A 16409-nucleotide genomic window follows, 5' to 3' on the forward strand; every position below is an offset into this window, starting at 1 on the left:
GAGGACGGTTGTGGAACCCACGCGGGGCAGGCTCCACGAGGTGGATCTGCTGCGGATCTTCGCGGCAGTTTCGGTGATGGCGTACCACTACCTGTTCTCCGCGTACGCCGGTGGACTGGGCGGCCTGCACTTCCCGCAGGCGGACATGGTCGCCCGGTACGGGTACCTCGGTGTCGACCTGTTCTTCACGATCAGCGGGTTCGTCGTCCTGCTCAGCGCCTGGGACCGAAGCCCGCGCTCGTTCGTCAGCTCACCGGCCGTCCGCCTGTACCCGGCGTACTGGGTCGCGGTCACGCTCACCACGCTGGTCTCCGTCGGCTTCGGCGAAGGGCGGTTCCCGGTCTCGTTCCCGCAGTACCTGGCGAATCTCACCATGCTCAACTCGCTGCCGGACATCGAGAACATCGACGTCGTCTACTGGACGCTGTGGGCCGAGCTGCGGTTCTACGCGCTGATCCTGGTCCTCACCTGGATCGGCATCACCGCGCACCGCGTGACGATCTTCTGCTGGGCCTGGCTGGCCGCGACCTTCGCGTTCCAGGCCGGACTGTTGCCGCACGCCACGGACCTGGTGCTGAACACGCAGTTCTCGCACTACTTCGTCGCGGGCATGGCGCTGTGCCTGATCCATCGGTACGGCGCGACGCCGCAGACCCTGGCTCTTGTCGGGGTCGCGCTCGGCAATGCGATCTACCGGGCCGTCGGGTTCGCCGACCGGGTCGGGATCAGGTACCACACCGAACTCCACCGCCCTGTGGTGATCGCGGTCGTCGTGGCGATCTTCGCGATCATGCTGGCCGTGGCACTGGGTGTCACCCAACGCCTCGGCCGGCCGTGGTTCGCCGTCCTCGGAGCGCTCACCTACCCGCTCTACCTGGTGCACGCGCACATCGGCTTCATCATCTTCGAGCGCCTCGGCGACCAGGTGAACCACGTCCTCCTGGTCGCCGCGACGATGCTGCTGATGACCGCCGTCGCGGCCGCCCTGCACTACGGCGTCGAGCGGCCGCTGGCACCTCGCCTCAAGCGCCTCCTGGACCGCCGGGCTGCTTACGCACCGATGAAGTAGCCCGTCAGCACCCGCGCCAGCGTCTCCGGAGGGAGCGTGTGGAACGTTCCGTCATGCCCTTCCACACTGCCCTGCGGCAACGCGGCCACCGCCTCCTGCACGGACCGCTGCATCCACTCGGGGCTGGCGTTGCTGTAGAGCCCCAGCGTCGGTACGGCGGTCGACGCGAGCAGCTCCACCGGTACGGCGCTGTCCCGCATCTGCAGCGCGTCGTACACCAGGGTCGGCGCCATGGCCTCCAGGCCCGCCCACATCGGCGTCTGGCGAATCTGCTCGACCACCTCACGTGGCTGACCCACCGCCTCGACCATGAACAGCTCCGCCGCACCACCTGGGTTCCCCGCGGCGACGTACTCCCGCAGCCGCTCCAGGTACCGCTCCGGCGCCGGCGGCGCGCCCTCGACGCGGAACGGCGGCTCGACGATCGCCTGCTTCTCGAACGGCAGGCCTGCCTGCAGCAGCACCATCACCCCGGACGAGAACGCACACGCGAACCGTGCGTCGGTAGCCGACCGCACCGCGTCCAGGTCCTCCCACTCACGCTCCACGGCGTACGGCGCGGTGTCGCCGGAGTCACCACGTCCGCGCCGGTCGTACGCCACCACCGTGAACGACGACGCCAGCGCCTCGGCGTACTCGGCGAAGTACGCGCGACCCGTGAACGCGCCGGCGACCAGTACCAGGCCGGGGCCGCTGCCCGTCACGTCGTACGCGACCTCGGTGCCGTCCTTCGAAACCACCTTGTCCATCACACCTGCTCCTTCTGCCAGAGGTTCCCTCTGCCAGACCGTCGAACGGGTCGCGCGCCACCAGACACTGTGTGACGCAGTTCACATCTTCCCCGATGCTCCTGGCCTCACTACACTTGGATTATGTATACAGGCGACTGCACACCATCCTGGGTCCGCTGATGCTGCTCCGTCAGCTGGAGTACCTCGTCGCCCTCGCCCGCGAGAAGCACTTCGCCCGGGCCGCGGACGCCTGTTACGTCTCGCAGCCGTCACTGTCCGCCGCGATCCGCAAGCTCGAGCAGGAGCTCGACGTACCGATCGTGCGCCGCGGGCGGCGGTTCGAAGGCCTGACGCCCGAGGGTGAGCGGGTCCTGGTGTGGGCGCAGCGGATCCTCGCCGAGCAGGACGCGCTCCGGCACGAGCTGTCGATGATGCGCGGCGGCCTGACCGGCACCCTCCGGCTCGGCGCGATCCCGACCGCGATGCCCGTGGTCTCGCTGATCACCACGCCGTTCTGCGAACGGCACCCGAACGCCCGCGTCACCCTGGAGTCGCTGTCCTCGCGCGACATCACGCAGAAGCTGGCCGAGTTCGACCTCGACGTCGCGATGACGTACCTGGACGACGACACGCTCGGCCAGGTCCGCAAGACACCGTTGTACGAGGAGCGGTACCTGCTGCTCACGCCGAAGCACACCGAGCTCGCCGACCTGCCGGTCGCCACCTGGGCGCAGGTCGCCGAGCTGCCGCTCTGCCTGCTCTCCCCCGACATGCGCAACCGCCGGATCATGAACGGCTATTTCACCGAGGACGGTGTCGTCGCGACCCCGTCGATCGAGAGCGACACGGTGTCGGGCCTGTACAGCCACCTGCACGGCGACCACTGGTCGACGGTGATCTCGCACGCCTGGCTGCACATGTTCGGCGTACCGGACGGGATGCGCGTCGTACCGCTGAAGCGACCGGCGCACGGGCCGCGGGTCGGGCTGGTGATCGCCGCGCGGAGCCCCGAGGCCGTGCTCGCGCGGGCGGTGCTCGACGTCGCGCGGCAGGCCGGCGTCCAGAAGGCCCTCGACGACCTCCTCGACGTGCATCTGATGGGCTCCGGCTATCTCGCCACAGCCCCCTGACGCCCGCCGCCCCCGGGCCCCCACGCCGAGTCGTGGCGATTGGCTCCCACCCACCACCCCGAGTCGTGAAAATCGGCTCCCCCAGACCAACCAATCCTCACGACTCGACGGGCGTGTAGGGCGCGGACGTACGGCGGGGTGGGTGGGATGGGATGGGTGGTGTTAGCGGGATCACGTCGTACGTAACGGGGATCACGTGAGACGTGGGCATAACCGGTCAGTTCGCCTGGTTGAATGTATACAGAAGGCAGAATTCAAGCAGGCTCCTGATCGGAGCGGAGAGGGCAAGAGATGATTTTCACCCGTAGGTTCGGTGCTCTGGCGGCGCGGCCGCAGTTCCCGGATGCCCCGGAGCTGCAGGAACTGACCGGCCCCGTCGACCTGGACGCGGAGCTCGCGAAGCTCACCGCCGGCGAGGCCCGCCCCGCCCACGACGACGACCGCCGCAACGCCGACGAGTCGGCCGCCTGACCCTGCACTCGCCATGTCCGCTCCTGGGGCCTCCCGTTCTGGACTGAGGAGCGCAGGGAGCCCGGTCCTGGGGCCTCCCGTTCTGGACTGAGGAGCGGAGGGAGCGAAGCGACCGGAGCGAAGCGACCGGAGCGACGAGGGAAGAACGGGAGTCACAGTCCCAGGACCCGCCGCGCCGGAGGCGCGGCAATCAAGCAGAGTCATGGCACTTGGTAGACTGTCTACCAAGTGCCATGACCGTAGGAAGGGACCTCATGACGACGATCAGTGCGGGGCCAGGGGCGGGTGCGGAGCCGGCGGGCGCGCGGCACGTCAAGCGGCCGCAGCCGTTGCGTGAATCGGTGTACGAGGCCCTCACCGAGATGATCATCGACGGCACGCTCGAGCGCGGCCGGCACCTGGTCGAGGTCGAGCTCGCCGGGATCCTCGGCGTCTCGCGGCAGCCGGTGCGCGAGGCCCTGCAGCGGCTGAACAACGAGGGCTGGGTCGACCTGCGGCCCGGGTTCGGCGCGATGGTGCACGTCCCGGCCGAGGACGAGGTCGACCAGTTGCTCGCGGCCCGCGCCGCGCTGGAGTCGGAGTCCGCGCGGCTCGCGGCCCGGCACGCGTCGAAGGACGACGTCGCGAAGCTCCGGGAGCTCTGCAAGGTCGGCACGACGTACCAGGAGGCCGGCGACATCGACGGCACGGTCCGGACGAACGCCGAACTGCACAGCCTGATCACCCAGATGTCCGGCAACCGGTTCCTCGTCGACTTCGCCGCCCAGGTCGACCGCCGCGTCCGCTGGTACTACACGCCCGTCGCCCCGGTCCGCGGCGCCGCGTCCTGGCGGGAGCACAGCCGCCTGGTCAAGGCGATCAGCGAGGGCGACGAGGACAAGGCCGCGCAGATCATGCGCGAGCACACCGAGCACACCCGCAAGGCGTACCACGACCTCCAGGCGAGCACCGAGCCGGAAGCCCCCGCCGCCCCGGCTGCCCGCCCCCGCCGCCGGCGCTGATCCACCCCGACCTGCCTGCCCCTTCAAGTGGAGGGTTGCCCCCTCAAATTATCAATGGGCAACCCTCCAGCTCAGGGGATGCCCCCTGAGCTGGAGGGTGCGCGCGACGACGGGGCGGGCTTTCAGGTGGGGCGGGCTTTCAAGCGAGCCGCTTCTTCCGGCCGCGGCCCGTCGCGGCCTTGCGGGCCTCGAGCGCGGCGGCGAGGTGCACGTACTGCGCGACCGTCCGCTTGGCGTACTCGTTGCGGTCGAGGATGCGCGGCCACCAGAACCGCCCGATCTGCTCGTGCATCCACAGGAAGCCGATCGCGAATCCCATGCTCACCAGCGCACGGAAGGCGAGGAACTTCCACGGTTCGGCCGGCAACCCCGGCGTCCCCGCGACCACCCACTCCATCACGACCGCGTGCGCCAGCAGCGCCAGCGGGAAGGCGACCACCCAGTAGACCGCCGCCGGCGCGAACACCCCGGCGGGGACCTTGCCCAGCGCCACCAGTACGGCGTACCCGGATCCGAACACGACCAGCGGCACGCCGAGACCGAGCAGCCCGGTGACCGCCGCCCAGCCGACGGGCTGGCCGACGAACGCGGCCAGGCACGCGGCGACGAGTCCCGCGGCCGCGCCCACCGACGCGGCCGGGAGACAGAACTGCGCCAACTGCTTCAGGTCGACGGTCATGGTCAGCCCACAGCCACGCCGAAGCGGAACAGGCAGTAGAACAGCAGTCCGAGGTAGAACACCGCGCCGAACCCGATGATCACGTTCCGCACCGGGCCGGGCCGGATCTTCTTCGGCAGTAGCATGTTGTTCGCCAGCAGCAACACGATGCAGTACGCACCCATCGCGAACGTGGACAGGAACGCGAGCGTGTCCAGGATCCCCGCCGGGCCGTCGGCCGGTCCGAACAGCAGGATCAGGATGCCGAACAGGATCACGCCCCACAGGAACCCGGCGTACAGCCTCGACATCGAGAACCGTTTGGCGCCCGGCACGAAGTAGTACGTCATGTCCGCCTGGCCGCGGGAGAACGAGTCGAACAGGCCGAGGGTCGCGTTCAGCCCGATCAGCGCGATGAAGCCGAAGAACAGCGACCCGAGGATCGGCGAGCCGGCCGACGCGAACGCGTCCGACATCGCCTTCAGCGCCGCCTCCCGGTCACCGCCCTCGATCAGCGACGCGACGTTCGGGTTCTCCCGGGCCGCCGACATCGCCAGCACGGTGAACGAGATCGTCACCAGCATCGTGATACCCCAGAAGAGCAGCAGCGCGTCGAACGTCACCCACTTGCGCCAGCCCTTCCACTTCGCCAGCTCCGCCGGGTCCTCGGTGTCGAACATGAACCCCCGCGACGGCATCGACTCGGCCTCGCCCGCGGCCCGCAGGCCACGGATCTTCGGGATGTGCGCGCCCATGCCGGCGCCGCTGTCCCGCAGCTGCAGCGTGTACCACATCTGCTGCATCCCGGACGGCCCCGCGAACGCGATCGACCCGACCACCACCGGGAACCAGGCCGACGTCATCGCCTCGTCCGGGAAGTACCCGAACGCGAACATCCCGGAGACCGTGCGGCCGAGGTCGTCCCAGCTGCCGACGATCGCCGCGATCACCGACGTACCGACGACCAGCAGGCCGATCAGCAGGCCGAGGAGCTTCTCGAGGAAGGTGTAGATCACCGACAGCATGCTGAACAGCACACCGACGAACACCAGAGCCACGCACGCGGTGACCTGCCAGGGTATGCCGGAGACCTCCTCGAACGCGGCCGCGCCGGCGGACAGATGGCCCGGCCACATGTAGATCAGGATCGCCGCCGCGTAGAAGAACCACATCAGCGGTTTGAAGATCCGGGCCGCGCCGAAGAAGATGCTCTCCCCGGTGGCCATCGCGTACCGCGCCATCTCCAGCAGCACGAACGCCTGCAGCGTGACACCGACCATGAACAACCAGCGGATGTCCGGCCCGAACACCAGGACGAGCCGGGGCCACATGTACGACTCCCCCATCCCCACCCCCAGCGCGACCAGGAACACGGTCGGACCGAGGATGTGCAGGGACGGCGGTGCGTCCGGAAGTTTCCGGATCGGCATCGGTTCGAGCCTGCCCGCTTTCCAGACCTTCTCGGTCGCGGCGGTCGCACCGGCCGCGGCAGGCTCTTCAGGAACTTCTGAGGTCTTGCTCGTGACGTCCAAGGCGGACTCCTTAGTTCGACGCCAGCTAGCGGTTCGGTCCCCCGCGCTCTCCTTCCTCCAATCAGCCCAGCGGGCCGGCGTTGCGGGCCCAGCGGTACTTCGCACCGAGGACCTGGACCGGCGTCTCGGTGGTGTACGGATACGCGACCACCCCGTGGTCGAACAGGTACTGGCTGGCTTCCTCGACCTCGACGTCACCGGACAGCGAGGCGACCACGGGCTTGTCGATGCCCTTGGCCCGGAACTCCTCGACCACCTCGGCGACCAGCCGCGCGAACACCATCGGCGGCGTCACGATCGTGTGCCAGTACCCCAGGATCAGTGCGTGGATCCGCTCGTCGGACAGCCCGAGCGCGATCGTGTTCCGGTACGTCGAGGGCGGTTCGCCTCCGGTGATGTCGACCGGGTTCCCGGCAGCGCCGAACGGCGGGATGAACTTCCGGAAGGCCGCGTCCAGGTCGTCCGGGATGTCCATCAGCGTCAGCCCGGCGTCCACACAGGCGTCCGACAGCAGCACGCCGGAGCCGCCCGCGCCGGTGATGATGACGACGTTCTCGCCCTTCGGCGTCGGCAGCAGCGGGATCCCGCGGGCGTACTGGAGCATCTCGTTCAGCCCCGGCGCCCGGACCACCCCGCTCTGCCGCAGGACGTCGTCGTACACCTTGTCGTTGCCGGCCAGGGCGCCGGTGTGCGAACTGGCCGCCCGTGCACCCAGGGAGGTACGGCCGGCCTTCAGTACGACGACCGGCTTCTTCTTCGACACCCGGGCCGCCGTCTCGGCGAACGCCCGGCCGTCCTTCAGGTCCTCAAGGTGCATGGCGATCAGGTTGGTGTTGTCGTCGCTCTCGAAGAACGTCAGGAGGTCATCCTCGTCGATGTCGGCCTTGTTGCCTACCCCAACGATCGCGGAAACTCCCATCCGGCTGGACCGGCTGAAGCCGAGGATCGCCATCCCGATGCCTCCGCTCTGTGACGACAGCGCCACGCTCCCGCGGACGTCGTACGGCGTGCAGAAGGTCGCGCAGAGGCTCTCCGGCAGGTAGTAGTAGCCGTAGATGTTCGGTCCGAGGATCCGGACGTTGTGCTTGCGGGCGATCGCGACGACCTCGTCCTGCAGCTCCTGCTCGCCGGTCTCGGCGAACCCGGACGGGATCAGGATCGCGCCGGCGACGCCCTTCTCGCCGCACTGCTCGAGCGCCCCGCCGACGAACTTGGCCGGTACGGCGAACACCGCGACGTCCACGTCGCCCGGTACGTCGAGGATGCTGGGGTACGCCTTCCGCCCGAGGACCTCGCCGCCCTTCGGGTTGATCGGGTAGATCTCCCCGGCGTACCCGCCGTTGACCAGGTTCTTCATCACCGAGTTGCCGATCTTGCCGGTCTCGTTGGACGCCCCGATCACGGCGACCGCGCGCGGCCGCATGATCCTGGTCATCGCGGCCAGGATCTCCGCGGAGCTGTACCGCTCGACCGGCTTGCCGGCCTCGGCGTCCACGATGATCCGGAAGTCCACCGCGGTCGCCCCGTCGGGCCCGGCGAGCACCGGGTTCAGGTCGACCTCGGCGAACTGCGGGAAGTCCGTGACCAGGTCCGACAGCCGCCGGATCAGGTCGCCGACCGCGTCCTTGTCGACCGCCCGGGCACCGCGGACGCCCTCGAGCATCTCGTGCGCGCCGATCCCGTCGACCATCGCCCGGGCCTCGTCGCCGGACAGCGGCGCCAGCCGGAAGGTGACGTCCTTCAGCACCTCGACGAGTACGCCGCCGAGCCCGAACGCGACCACCTTGCCGAACGTCGGGTCGGTGACCGCGCCGACGATGACCTCCTGTACGTCACCGCCGGTGACCAGCATCTTCTGCACCTGGACGCCGGTGATCTCGGCGTCCGCCTTGTAGGCCCGGGCGTTCGCGAGGATCTTGTCGAAGGCGTCCCGCGCCGCGTCCGGGCTGTCCACGCCGACCACCACGCCGCCGGCGTCGGTCTTGTGCAGGATGTCCGGCGAGACGATCTTGAGGACGACCGGGAACCCGATCTCGGCCGCGAGGCCGGCGGCGCCCTCGGCAGTCGTGGCCAGCCCCTCGCCCGGCGTCGGGATGCCGTACGCGTCGGCGACCAGTTTGGCCTCCGGCGCGCTCAGCGAGGTGCGGCCGTCCGCCAGAGCCTGGTCGAGGATGGTCCGGACTGCTGCCTTGTCATAGGTCATTGCAACGATCTCCCTCTAGACGACGCCGGCGGCTTTGAGTTCGGAGAGCTCGGCGGTGTCGATACCGAGCGAGCCGTAGATGACGGAGTTGTGCTCGCCGAGGCCCGGCGAGGTCTGCACCTCGACCGGCGAGTCGGACAGCTTGATCGGGCAGCCGACGGTCTTGAACGCGCCGCGCTGCGGGTGCTTCACCTCGACCACGGCGCCGAGCTCGGCCAGGGTCTCGTCCTCGATCAGCTCCCGGGTGGACATGATCGGCCCGCACGGCACGTTCAGCGCGTTGAGCTTGTCCATCACCTCGAACTTGGTGTGCTGCTCGGTCCACTGCTCGATCAGCGCGAACATCTTGTCGAGCTTGTCGAGCCGCGCCGCCGGCGTCGCCCAGTCCGGGTCCTCGGCGAGCTCCGGCTTGCCGATCAGCTGCGCGATCGGGGCCCACCCGGGCGGCTGGACGATCACGTAGATGTAGTCGTTGGGGCCGCCCGGCGCACACTTCAGCGCCCAGCCGGGCTGGCCGCCGCCGGACGCGTTGCCCGACCGCGGCACCGCCTCGCCGAAGTGGTCGTTCGGGTACTCCCGCAGCGGTCCGTGCGCCAGCCGCTGCTGGTCGCGCAGCTTGACCCGCGTCAGGTTGAGCACGGCCTCCTGCATCGCCACGGTGACGCGCTGGCCCTTGCCGGTGTTGGTCCGCTGGTACAGCGCGGCGAGGATGCCGGCGACCAGGTGGATGCCGGTGCCCGAGTCGCCGATCTGCGCACCGGTCGCGGTGGGCGGGCCGTCCTCGAATCCCGTCGTACTCATCGCGCCGCCCATCGCCTGGGCGACCACTTCGTACGCCTTGAAGTTCTCGTAGCGGCCCGGGCCGAAGCCCTTGATCGACGCGAACACCAGGCGCGGGTTGAGTTCCTGCAGGCGCTCCCAGGTGAAGCCCATCCGGTCGATCGCGCCGGGGGCGAAGTTCTCCACCAGCACGTCGACGCTCTTGACCAGGTCGGTGAAGATCTCCTTGCCGCGGTCGGACTTCATGTTCAGCGTGATGCTGCGCTTGTTGCAGTTGAGCATCGTGAAGTAGAGGCTGTCGACGTCCGGCAGGTCGCGCAGCTGCTGCCGGGTGATGTCGCCGGTCGGCGCCTCCAGCTTGATCACGTCGGCGCCGAGCCAGGCGAGGATCTGGGTGCAGGACGGTCCGGACTGCACGTGGGTCATGTCGAGAACGCGGACGCCATCGAGGGCCTTGGTCATGACGGGTCCCCTTTACTTGTACATGGTCTGGTTCATGGTTCCGGGGGCGTAGGCGTCCGGGTCGACCCAGACGTTGATCAGCGACGGCAGCCCGCTCTCCCGCGCCCGGAGCAGCGCCGGCCCGATGTCGGCCGGGTCCCGGACCTCCTCGCCGTACCCGCCGAGCATCCGGGCGAACTCGTCGTACTTCACGTCGCCGAGGGTGTTGCCGACCCGGCCGCGGTCCTTGCCGTACTTCGCCTCCTGGCCGTACCGGATCTGGTTCATCGAGGAGTTGTTGCCGACGACGCCGACGAACGGCAGCTTGTAGCGGACCAGCGTCTCGAAGTCCCAGCCGGTCAGCGAGAACGCACCGTCACCGAACAGCGCGACGACCTCCTTGTCCGGCCGGGCGTACTTCGCCGCGAGCACGAACGGGATGCCGACGCCGAGGGTGCCGAGCGGACCGGGGTCCATCCAGTGACCGGGCGACTTCGGCTGCACGACGCCGCCGGAGAACGTGACGATGTCGCCGCCGTCGCCGATGTAGATCGAGTCCTCGGTGAGGAACTCGTTGATCTCGTGCGCGAGCCGCAGCGGGTGGATCGGGTTCGCGTCCGACAGCTGCCGCGGCAGCCGCTTCTGGTACGCCGCGTCCTCCTCGGCCCGGAGCTCCGCGAACCAGGCCTTGCGATCGGCCTTCTGGATCCGGCCGGACGCCGCCTGGGCGACGGCCGCCAGGATCGCGCCCGGGTCGCCGACCAGGCCGAGGTCGATGTCACGGTTCTTGCCGACGGTGCGGTAGTCGAGGTCGATCTGGACGACGGTGGCGCTCTTCGGCAGCCGGCGTCCGTACCCCATCCGGAAGTCGAACGGCGTACCCACGATCAGGATCAGGTCGGCGTTGTTGAAGCCGTACCGCCGGGACAGGTGGAAGTGGTGCGGGTCGCCGGGCGGCAGCGTGCCCCGGGCCGAACCGTTCATGAACGCCGGGATGTCGAGCTTGCGGACGAAGTCGACGGCCGCCTCGCTGCCCCGCGACGTCCAGACCTGGGTGCCGAGCAGGACGACGGGCTTCTCGGCCCGGACCAGCAGGTCGGCCAGTGCCTCGATGCTCGCTGGGTCGCCGATGCTCTTCGTCGACGCGCGGTAGTGACCGGCCTCGGGCACCGTCGCGGACTCGACCGGAACCGAGTTGTCCAGGATGTCGCGTGGGATCTCCAGGAACGACGGGCCGGGAGCGCCGTTGTAGCACTCGCGGAACGCCATCGAGACCATGTCCGCGGCCCGCGCGGTGTGCGGCACGGTCGCGGCGAACTTCGTGATCGGCGTCATCATGTCGACGTGCGGCAGGTCCTGCAGGGATCCCATCTTGTGCTGGTTCAGCGCGCCCTGGCCGCCGATCAGCAGCATCGGGCTCTCCGCGCGGAACGCGTTTGCGACGCCGGTCACCGCGTCCGTCGTGCCCGGGCCGGCGGTGACGACCGCGCAGCCGGGCTTCCCGGTGACCCGTGCGTACCCGTCGGCCGCGTGCGCCGCGACCTGCTCGTGCCGGACGTCGACGACCGCGATGCCCTCGTCCACGCAGCCGTCGTAGATGTCGATGATGTGACCGCCACAGAGCGTGAAGATCACGTCGATGCCCTCGGCCTTCAAGGCCTTCGCGACGAGGTGACCACCGGAGATCGTCTCCGGCTCCTTGACTTCCGCGACGGGTTGGGTCTCCGACACTGTCTGCGCCATCTGCAGTCAACTCCTCGGAAGGGCTGGTTCAGCCTTGATGTAGATTGCATACCGTATGGTGTAGTCGTAGTCTTATCCCAGGCGACAGCGGTTGTCCAGAGCTCGGGGCCAGGAGGCTGTGATGACGATTTCCGACGAACTCGCCCGCACCCGTTCCGCACTCGGAGCACTGGAGAAATCCCTTGCGGCATTGAGGAATCGCCTCGGTCCGCATCTCGACGTACTGCGTCTGCAGGACGACGTCGACCGCTGCTCGACGGACCTGCGCCGGCTCGAGCAACAGGTCCGCGCACCGCGTCACCACGACCTGGTCGTGATTCCCGACGATGATCGGGATCACGCGCTGTGGGGCGCCGGCGACGTCGATCACGAAGGGGTCGGAGCTCCCGGCCGCAGAGCGCCGTGAGCGCCCAGGCACTGTTTGACCAACTGGCGTAGCCGCACATCGCGGTCACTGTTCGCAGCGCGAGCGGTGACCGCGACTGCTTCCGCGGCTTGTTCGGCGGCGACGAAGGTTCGGTAGAACGGCTCGCTCCAGCGGAGCCGTTCGAACGCCGGCAGCCACCACCTCGCCGCTCCCCCAGGGCTGTCCGCCGAGCCGAGCAGGTGCAATGCGGTCTGATGCGCCGCGGACAGCCGACGGCGCTCGTCGGGCAGCAGCTCCCCCGCCGTCAGCGCCGTCGAGACACAGACCGCGACCAAGCGGGCGGCGGGCTCCAGGCCGGTGCGACTGGTGCCGAGGAAGCGCGGCGCGAGCGGCAGCAGTTGGCGGCGTCCGGCCGAACTGCTGTGGTCGTGCGCCGCCCGCGCCACCGCGCTCAGCACCGGATGGACGCACGCCGGCCGGTCCGTCCACGGTTCGCGCGCGAGCCGGGACACCAGCTCCATCACGCACGGATCCGGCCGCCGGACCTTCCCGTACCCGTTCACTCGCCCGCCACCGGCGTACCGAGCTGCGGCCGCACCGGCAGCGCGGGACGGCCGGGTTGCTTGAGCAGCCGCACACTCAGCGCGGTCAGTACGCCGAGCAAGCCGGCGCCGAGGAACAACGGCCGGTAGCCGACCGCCGCGGCCACAGAGGCGGCGACGCCGATGCCGACCAGGCCGCCGGCGGCCTTCGCGGAGTACAGGATCGCCTGGTTCTGCAGCAGGCTGTTCTCGCCGAAGAACTCGAGCACGAGGTTGGCCATGATCGCGTAGAACGCACCGCCACCGAGGCCGGCGAACATCGCGCACACCACGAATGCCCAGCCCGTCCCTGCCGCCACCAGGCCGACATGGGCGAAACCTTCGATCATCAGCACCGCGGCCAGTACCCGACGACGGCCGAACCGGTCCGACAGGTGGCCTGCCGTCGACCGGCCGAGACCGTTGACGGCAGCGAGCATTCCGGCGGCGAAGGCCGCGACACCGAGGCCGAAGCCGGCGCTCACGCCGTAGCTCACCACGAAGCCGATGCCTAGAAGCGACAACGCGGTACTGATTGCCAGCAGCAACCACATGAGCGGCAGCGCGCCGGTCCGCATCGCCTCGCCGGGCCGGTAGTGCCGGACCGCGGGCGCGTTGTGCGGGATGCTCCGGTTGAGCGTGCGGTCGATCGCCCAGGCCTGCGCGTCGATCTCCGCGGGCCACCAGTGCCGCGGCGGATCCTTCAGCAGCCCGCCCGCGATCAGCACGACCAGCACGGCGACCGCGGCCGCCAGGTCGAACACGACCCACTGGTCCAGCACCGTCAGCAGGAGGATGCTCGGTACGGCGCCGACCGCGAAGCCGCCGGTGACGAAGCCGATCGTCGCGGTCCGCCGGTCCGGGAACCAGCGCGCCGACGTCGTGATGCAGGCGGCGTACACGAGACCCGCGCCGGTGCCGCCGAGGATCGCGTAACCGAGGACCACGGCCGCGTAGCTGTCGACGTGCGCGAGTGTCAGGAGACCGATCGCGGCGAGGACCCCGCCCGCCACGACGAGCTGTGTCGGCGTTGCCCGTCGTACCCGATGGACCCAGGCGGCCGGGACGGCGACCAGGGCCTGGCAGGCGACGAAGACCGCGAGCAGCCAGAGGGTCTGCGCCGTACCCCAGCCGCGATCGGTCTCCAGGCCGAGGGCCGCGGTGCCGAAGGAGTACTGCAGCGGGCTGATCGCGACCATGCAGGCCCAGGCCGCCCAGAGCTGCCAGCGCCGTGGATGTCCGGTCAGTTCCCGCGCGTCCTCACCGATCCGGTACCGCCGGCCGTAGACGTCACGGATGTCTCGGGGCTTCACGTTGGTCATGGCGCCTCCTGACTGCGTCATTCCGCGCTCCGCGCGGGCGTCATCGGGCCTGGACTCCCGGCCTTCCCTCGTCGCTCCGGTCGCTGCGCTCCCTGCGCTCCTCAGTCCAGGCCGGGGCCCGATGACTACTGCATACCGTATGAAGTCTGTGGTACTCCTTCGCGGCGGAGCTGTCCAGACCTGGCAGGTTGCTCTTGTCGGCAGATTGCATACCGCATACAGTCGTCTGCACACTCGAAGGAGGCCGAACGTGGACCTGATGGAGTACCAAGCCAAGGAGCTCTTCGCCCGGCACGGCGTCCCGGTGACGCTCGGCCGGGTGATCGAGGACGCGGCCGACGCGCCCGCGGCGGCCCGCGAGCTCGGCGGCCGCGTGGTGGTGAAGGCGCAGGTGAAGACCGGCGGCCGCGGCAAGGCCGGCGGCGTGAAGCTGGCGTCCTCCCCGGAGGAGGCGGCGGCGAGGGCGGCCGAGATCCTCGGGATGGACATCAAGGGGCACACCGTACGGCGCGTGCTGCTCGCGCCGGCCGCGGACATCGCCGAGGAGTACTACCTGTCGTTCCTGGTCGACCGGGCGAACCGCGAGTACCTCTGCATCGCGAGCACCGAGGGCGGCGTGGAGATCGAGGAGGTCGCGCACACCAACCCGGCCGCGATCGCGAAGGTGCGGATCGATCCCGCGATCGGCGTCGACGACGGCAAGGCCGCGGAGATCGTCGCGGCTGCCGGGTTTCCGCCGGGCTCCTCGTCGGTGGTGCAGCGGTTGTGGGACGTCTTCGTCGCGGAGGATGCGTCGCTCGTAGAGGTGAATCCGCTGGTGAAGCTCGGCGACGGGTCACTGGAAGCGCTGGACGGGAAGGTGACGCTCGACGACAACGCGGCCTACCGGCATCCGGAGCACGCGGCTTTCGAGGACGTCACCGCGGCCGACCCGCTGGAGGCCGAGGCGCACGCGAAGGGTCTGAACTACGTAAAGCTCGACGGCTCCGTCGGCATCATCGGCAACGGCGCGGGCCTGGTCATGTCGACGCTCGACGTGGTCGCGTACGCCGGTTCGCCGTACGGCGTGAAGCCGGCGAACTTCCTCGACATCGGCGGCGGCGCGTCCGCCGAGGTGATGGCGAACGGTCTCGGCATCATCCTGTCCGATCCGCAGGTGCGCAGTGTGTTCGTGAACGTGTTCGGCGGGATCACCGCCTGCGACGCGGTCTCGAACGGCATCGTCCAGGCGCTCGCGCTGCTCGGTGCCGCGGCCGACAAACCGCTGGTCGTCCGGCTGGACGGCAACAACGTCGAGGAGGGCCGCAAGATCCTTGCCCGGGCCAACCATCCGCTGGTGACCGTGGTCGACACGATGGACGGCGCGGCGGCCCGGGCCGCTGAGCTGGCCGCCGCTTAGAAGGGACTGTTGCGAGATGGCGATCTTCCTGACCGAGAAGAGCCGGGTCGTCGTACAGGGGATGACCGGGTCCGAGGGACAGAAGCACACCAGCCGGATGCTTGCCGCCGGCACCAATGTGGTCGGCGGGGTGACGCCCGGCAAGGGTGGGCAGTCGGTGGACTTCGCGAAGCGCTCGATCCCGGTGTACGGATCGTGCGCGGACGCGGTGAAGGCCGCGGACGCGGACGTGTCGGTGGTGTTCGTGCCGCCGCGCTTCACCCGCGGCGCGGTGATCGAGGCCGTCGACGCCGGCATCCCGCTGGTGGTGGTGATCACCGAGGGCGTGCCGGTGCATGACACCGCCGCGTTCTTCGCGCACGCCCAGGAGCAGGGGGCGCGGATCATCGGCCCGAACTGCCCTGGGATCATCAGCCCGGGACGCGCGAACGCGGGCATCATCCCCGCCGACATCGCGGGACCCGGCCGGCTCGGGCTGGTGTCGAAGTCGGGCACGCTGACCTATCAGATGATGTACGAACTGCGCGACTTCGGGTTCTCGACGGCGATCGGGATCGGTGGCGACCCGATCATCGGTACGACGCACATCGACGCGCTGCAGGCGTTCCAGGACGACCCGGACACCGACGCGATCGTGATGATCGGCGAGATCGGTGGTGACGCCGAGGAGCGGGCGGCCGCGTTCATCAAGGAGAACGTGACCAAGCCGGTCGTCGGGTACGTCGCCGGGTTCACCGCGCCGGAGGGCAAGACGATGGGTCACGCGGGCGCGATCGTGTCCGGCTCGTCCGGTACGGCGGCCGCCAAGCAGGAGGCCCTCGAGGCCGTCGGCGTCCGCGTCGGCAAGACGCCTACCGAGACGGCCGCGCTGCTCCGCACAATCCTCACCTCCACCCACCAACCGGCGTGACGCCCGCTCCCGCCCACCCGACAACCCTCCAGTTCGGGGGATAACACCGGAGCTGGAGGGTTGCCCACTGA

The 16409-nt window shown here is 69.4% G+C and carries 15 protein-coding genes; 7 read left to right on the forward strand and 8 right to left on the reverse strand.

What is annotated here, in order from left to right; translation table 11 throughout:
- Positions 1–40 precede the first annotated feature (40 nt).
- Positions 41–1069, forward strand: coding sequence for an acyltransferase (locus tag ABN611_RS01020; protein ID WP_350277816.1), 1029 nt, complete (start codon positions 41–43; stop codon positions 1067–1069).
- On the opposite strand, the gene ABN611_RS01025 is transcribed toward ABN611_RS01020, so the two are convergent.
- Complete coding sequence (locus tag ABN611_RS01025) at positions 1051–1818, reverse strand: alpha/beta hydrolase (protein WP_350277817.1); 768 nt, start codon at positions 1816–1818, stop codon at positions 1051–1053. The genes ABN611_RS01020 and ABN611_RS01025 overlap by 19 nt on opposite strands.
- 161 nt (positions 1819–1979) lie before the next feature.
- On the opposite strand from ABN611_RS01025, the gene ABN611_RS01030 reads away from it, so the two are divergent.
- From ABN611_RS01030 to ABN611_RS01040, 3 genes are all read left to right on the forward strand, one after another.
- Positions 1980–2930 (forward strand): LysR family transcriptional regulator, encoded by a 951-nt coding sequence (locus ABN611_RS01030; protein ID WP_350277818.1) that lies wholly within the window; start codon positions 1980–1982, stop codon positions 2928–2930.
- A 291-nt stretch (positions 2931–3221) separates the two neighbouring features.
- Positions 3222–3401, forward strand: coding sequence for a hypothetical protein (locus ABN611_RS01035; RefSeq protein ID WP_350277819.1), 180 nt, complete (start codon positions 3222–3224; stop codon positions 3399–3401).
- Positions 3402–3655: 254 nt separating this feature from the next.
- Complete coding sequence (locus ABN611_RS01040) at positions 3656–4402, forward strand: GntR family transcriptional regulator (protein WP_350277820.1); 747 nt, start codon at positions 3656–3658, stop codon at positions 4400–4402.
- Positions 4403–4541: 139 nt separating this feature from the next.
- Here ABN611_RS01040 and ABN611_RS01045 read toward each other — a convergent pair whose 3' ends face one another.
- The 5 genes from ABN611_RS01045 to ABN611_RS01065 form a co-directional block, all read right to left on the reverse strand.
- A complete protein-coding gene (locus ABN611_RS01045) occupies positions 4542–5081 on the reverse strand; it encodes a hypothetical protein (RefSeq protein ID WP_350277821.1) in 540 nt (179 codons plus the stop codon).
- Positions 5082–5083: 2 nt separating this feature from the next.
- Entirely contained in the window at positions 5084–6592 is a 1509-nt protein-coding gene (locus tag ABN611_RS01050; protein ID WP_350277822.1) for an Nramp family divalent metal transporter, read from the reverse strand.
- 61 nt (positions 6593–6653) lie between these two features.
- Positions 6654–8795: an acetate--CoA ligase family protein gene (locus ABN611_RS01055; RefSeq protein ID WP_350277823.1), complete on the reverse strand. Its 2142-nt coding sequence runs from the start codon at positions 8793–8795 to the stop codon at positions 6654–6656.
- Between the two features lie 15 nt (positions 8796–8810).
- A complete protein-coding gene (gene frc, locus ABN611_RS01060) occupies positions 8811–10037 on the reverse strand; it encodes a formyl-CoA transferase (protein ID WP_350277824.1) in 1227 nt (408 codons plus the stop codon).
- 12 nt (positions 10038–10049) lie between these two features.
- A complete protein-coding gene (locus ABN611_RS01065) occupies positions 10050–11759 on the reverse strand; it encodes a thiamine pyrophosphate-binding protein (protein WP_350277825.1) in 1710 nt (569 codons plus the stop codon).
- A 121-nt stretch (positions 11760–11880) separates the two neighbouring features.
- On the opposite strand from ABN611_RS01065, the gene ABN611_RS01070 reads away from it, so the two are divergent.
- Entirely contained in the window at positions 11881–12165 is a 285-nt protein-coding gene (locus ABN611_RS01070; protein ID WP_350277826.1) for a hypothetical protein, read from the forward strand.
- Here the strand turns inward: ABN611_RS01070 and ABN611_RS01075 are convergent.
- Both ABN611_RS01075 and ABN611_RS01080 read right to left on the reverse strand, forming a co-directional pair.
- Positions 12126–12689 carry a hypothetical protein gene (locus ABN611_RS01075; RefSeq protein WP_350277827.1) on the reverse strand — a complete coding sequence of 188 codons (564 nt, stop codon included), beginning with the start codon at positions 12687–12689 and terminating at the stop codon, positions 12126–12128. The genes ABN611_RS01070 and ABN611_RS01075 overlap by 40 nt on opposite strands.
- On the reverse strand, positions 12686–14029 hold the full coding sequence (locus ABN611_RS01080; RefSeq protein WP_350277828.1) for an OFA family MFS transporter: 1344 nt from the start codon (positions 14027–14029) through the stop codon (positions 12686–12688). The genes ABN611_RS01075 and ABN611_RS01080 overlap by 4 nt, the downstream gene beginning before the upstream one ends.
- 250 nt (positions 14030–14279) lie before the next feature.
- Between ABN611_RS01080 and sucC the strand changes: the two genes are divergently transcribed.
- Both sucC and sucD read left to right on the forward strand, forming a co-directional pair.
- A complete protein-coding gene (gene sucC, locus ABN611_RS01085; RefSeq protein ID WP_350277829.1) occupies positions 14280–15428 on the forward strand; it encodes an ADP-forming succinate--CoA ligase subunit beta in 1149 nt (382 codons plus the stop codon).
- A 16-nt stretch (positions 15429–15444) separates the two neighbouring features.
- On the forward strand, positions 15445–16338 hold the full coding sequence (gene sucD / locus ABN611_RS01090) for a succinate--CoA ligase subunit alpha (RefSeq protein WP_350277830.1): 894 nt from the start codon (positions 15445–15447) through the stop codon (positions 16336–16338).
- The last annotated feature ends 71 nt before the right edge of the window (positions 16339–16409 follow it).

This window comes from Kribbella sp. HUAS MG21, assembly GCF_040254265.1.
Taxonomy (GTDB): Bacteria; Actinomycetota; Actinomycetes; order Propionibacteriales; family Kribbellaceae; genus Kribbella.

Excerpts from the sequence above, each read along its gene's own strand:
- ABN611_RS01025 (WP_350277817.1), bottom strand. The coding sequence starts at position 1,818 with ATGGACAAGGTGGTTTCGAAGGACGGCACCGAGGTCGCGTACGACGTG.
- ABN611_RS01030 (WP_350277818.1), top strand. The coding sequence starts at position 1,980 with ATGCTGCTCCGTCAGCTGGAGTACCTCGTCGCCCTCGCCCGCGAGAAG.
- ABN611_RS01035 (WP_350277819.1), top strand. The coding sequence starts at position 3,222 with ATGATTTTCACCCGTAGGTTCGGTGCTCTGGCGGCGCGGCCGCAGTTC.
- ABN611_RS01040 (WP_350277820.1), top strand. The coding sequence starts at position 3,656 with ATGACGACGATCAGTGCGGGGCCAGGGGCGGGTGCGGAGCCGGCGGGC.
- ABN611_RS01045 (WP_350277821.1), bottom strand. The coding sequence starts at position 5,081 with ATGACCGTCGACCTGAAGCAGTTGGCGCAGTTCTGTCTCCCGGCCGCG.
- ABN611_RS01055 (WP_350277823.1), bottom strand. The coding sequence starts at position 8,795 with ATGACCTATGACAAGGCAGCAGTCCGGACCATCCTCGACCAGGCTCTG.
- frc (WP_350277824.1), bottom strand. The coding sequence starts at position 10,037 with ATGACCAAGGCCCTCGATGGCGTCCGCGTTCTCGACATGACCCACGTG.
- ABN611_RS01065 (WP_350277825.1), bottom strand. The coding sequence starts at position 11,759 with ATGGCGCAGACAGTGTCGGAGACCCAACCCGTCGCGGAAGTCAAGGAG.
- ABN611_RS01070 (WP_350277826.1), top strand. The coding sequence starts at position 11,881 with ATGACGATTTCCGACGAACTCGCCCGCACCCGTTCCGCACTCGGAGCA.
- ABN611_RS01080 (WP_350277828.1), bottom strand. The coding sequence starts at position 14,029 with ATGACCAACGTGAAGCCCCGAGACATCCGTGACGTCTACGGCCGGCGG.
- sucD (WP_350277830.1), top strand. The coding sequence starts at position 15,445 with ATGGCGATCTTCCTGACCGAGAAGAGCCGGGTCGTCGTACAGGGGATG.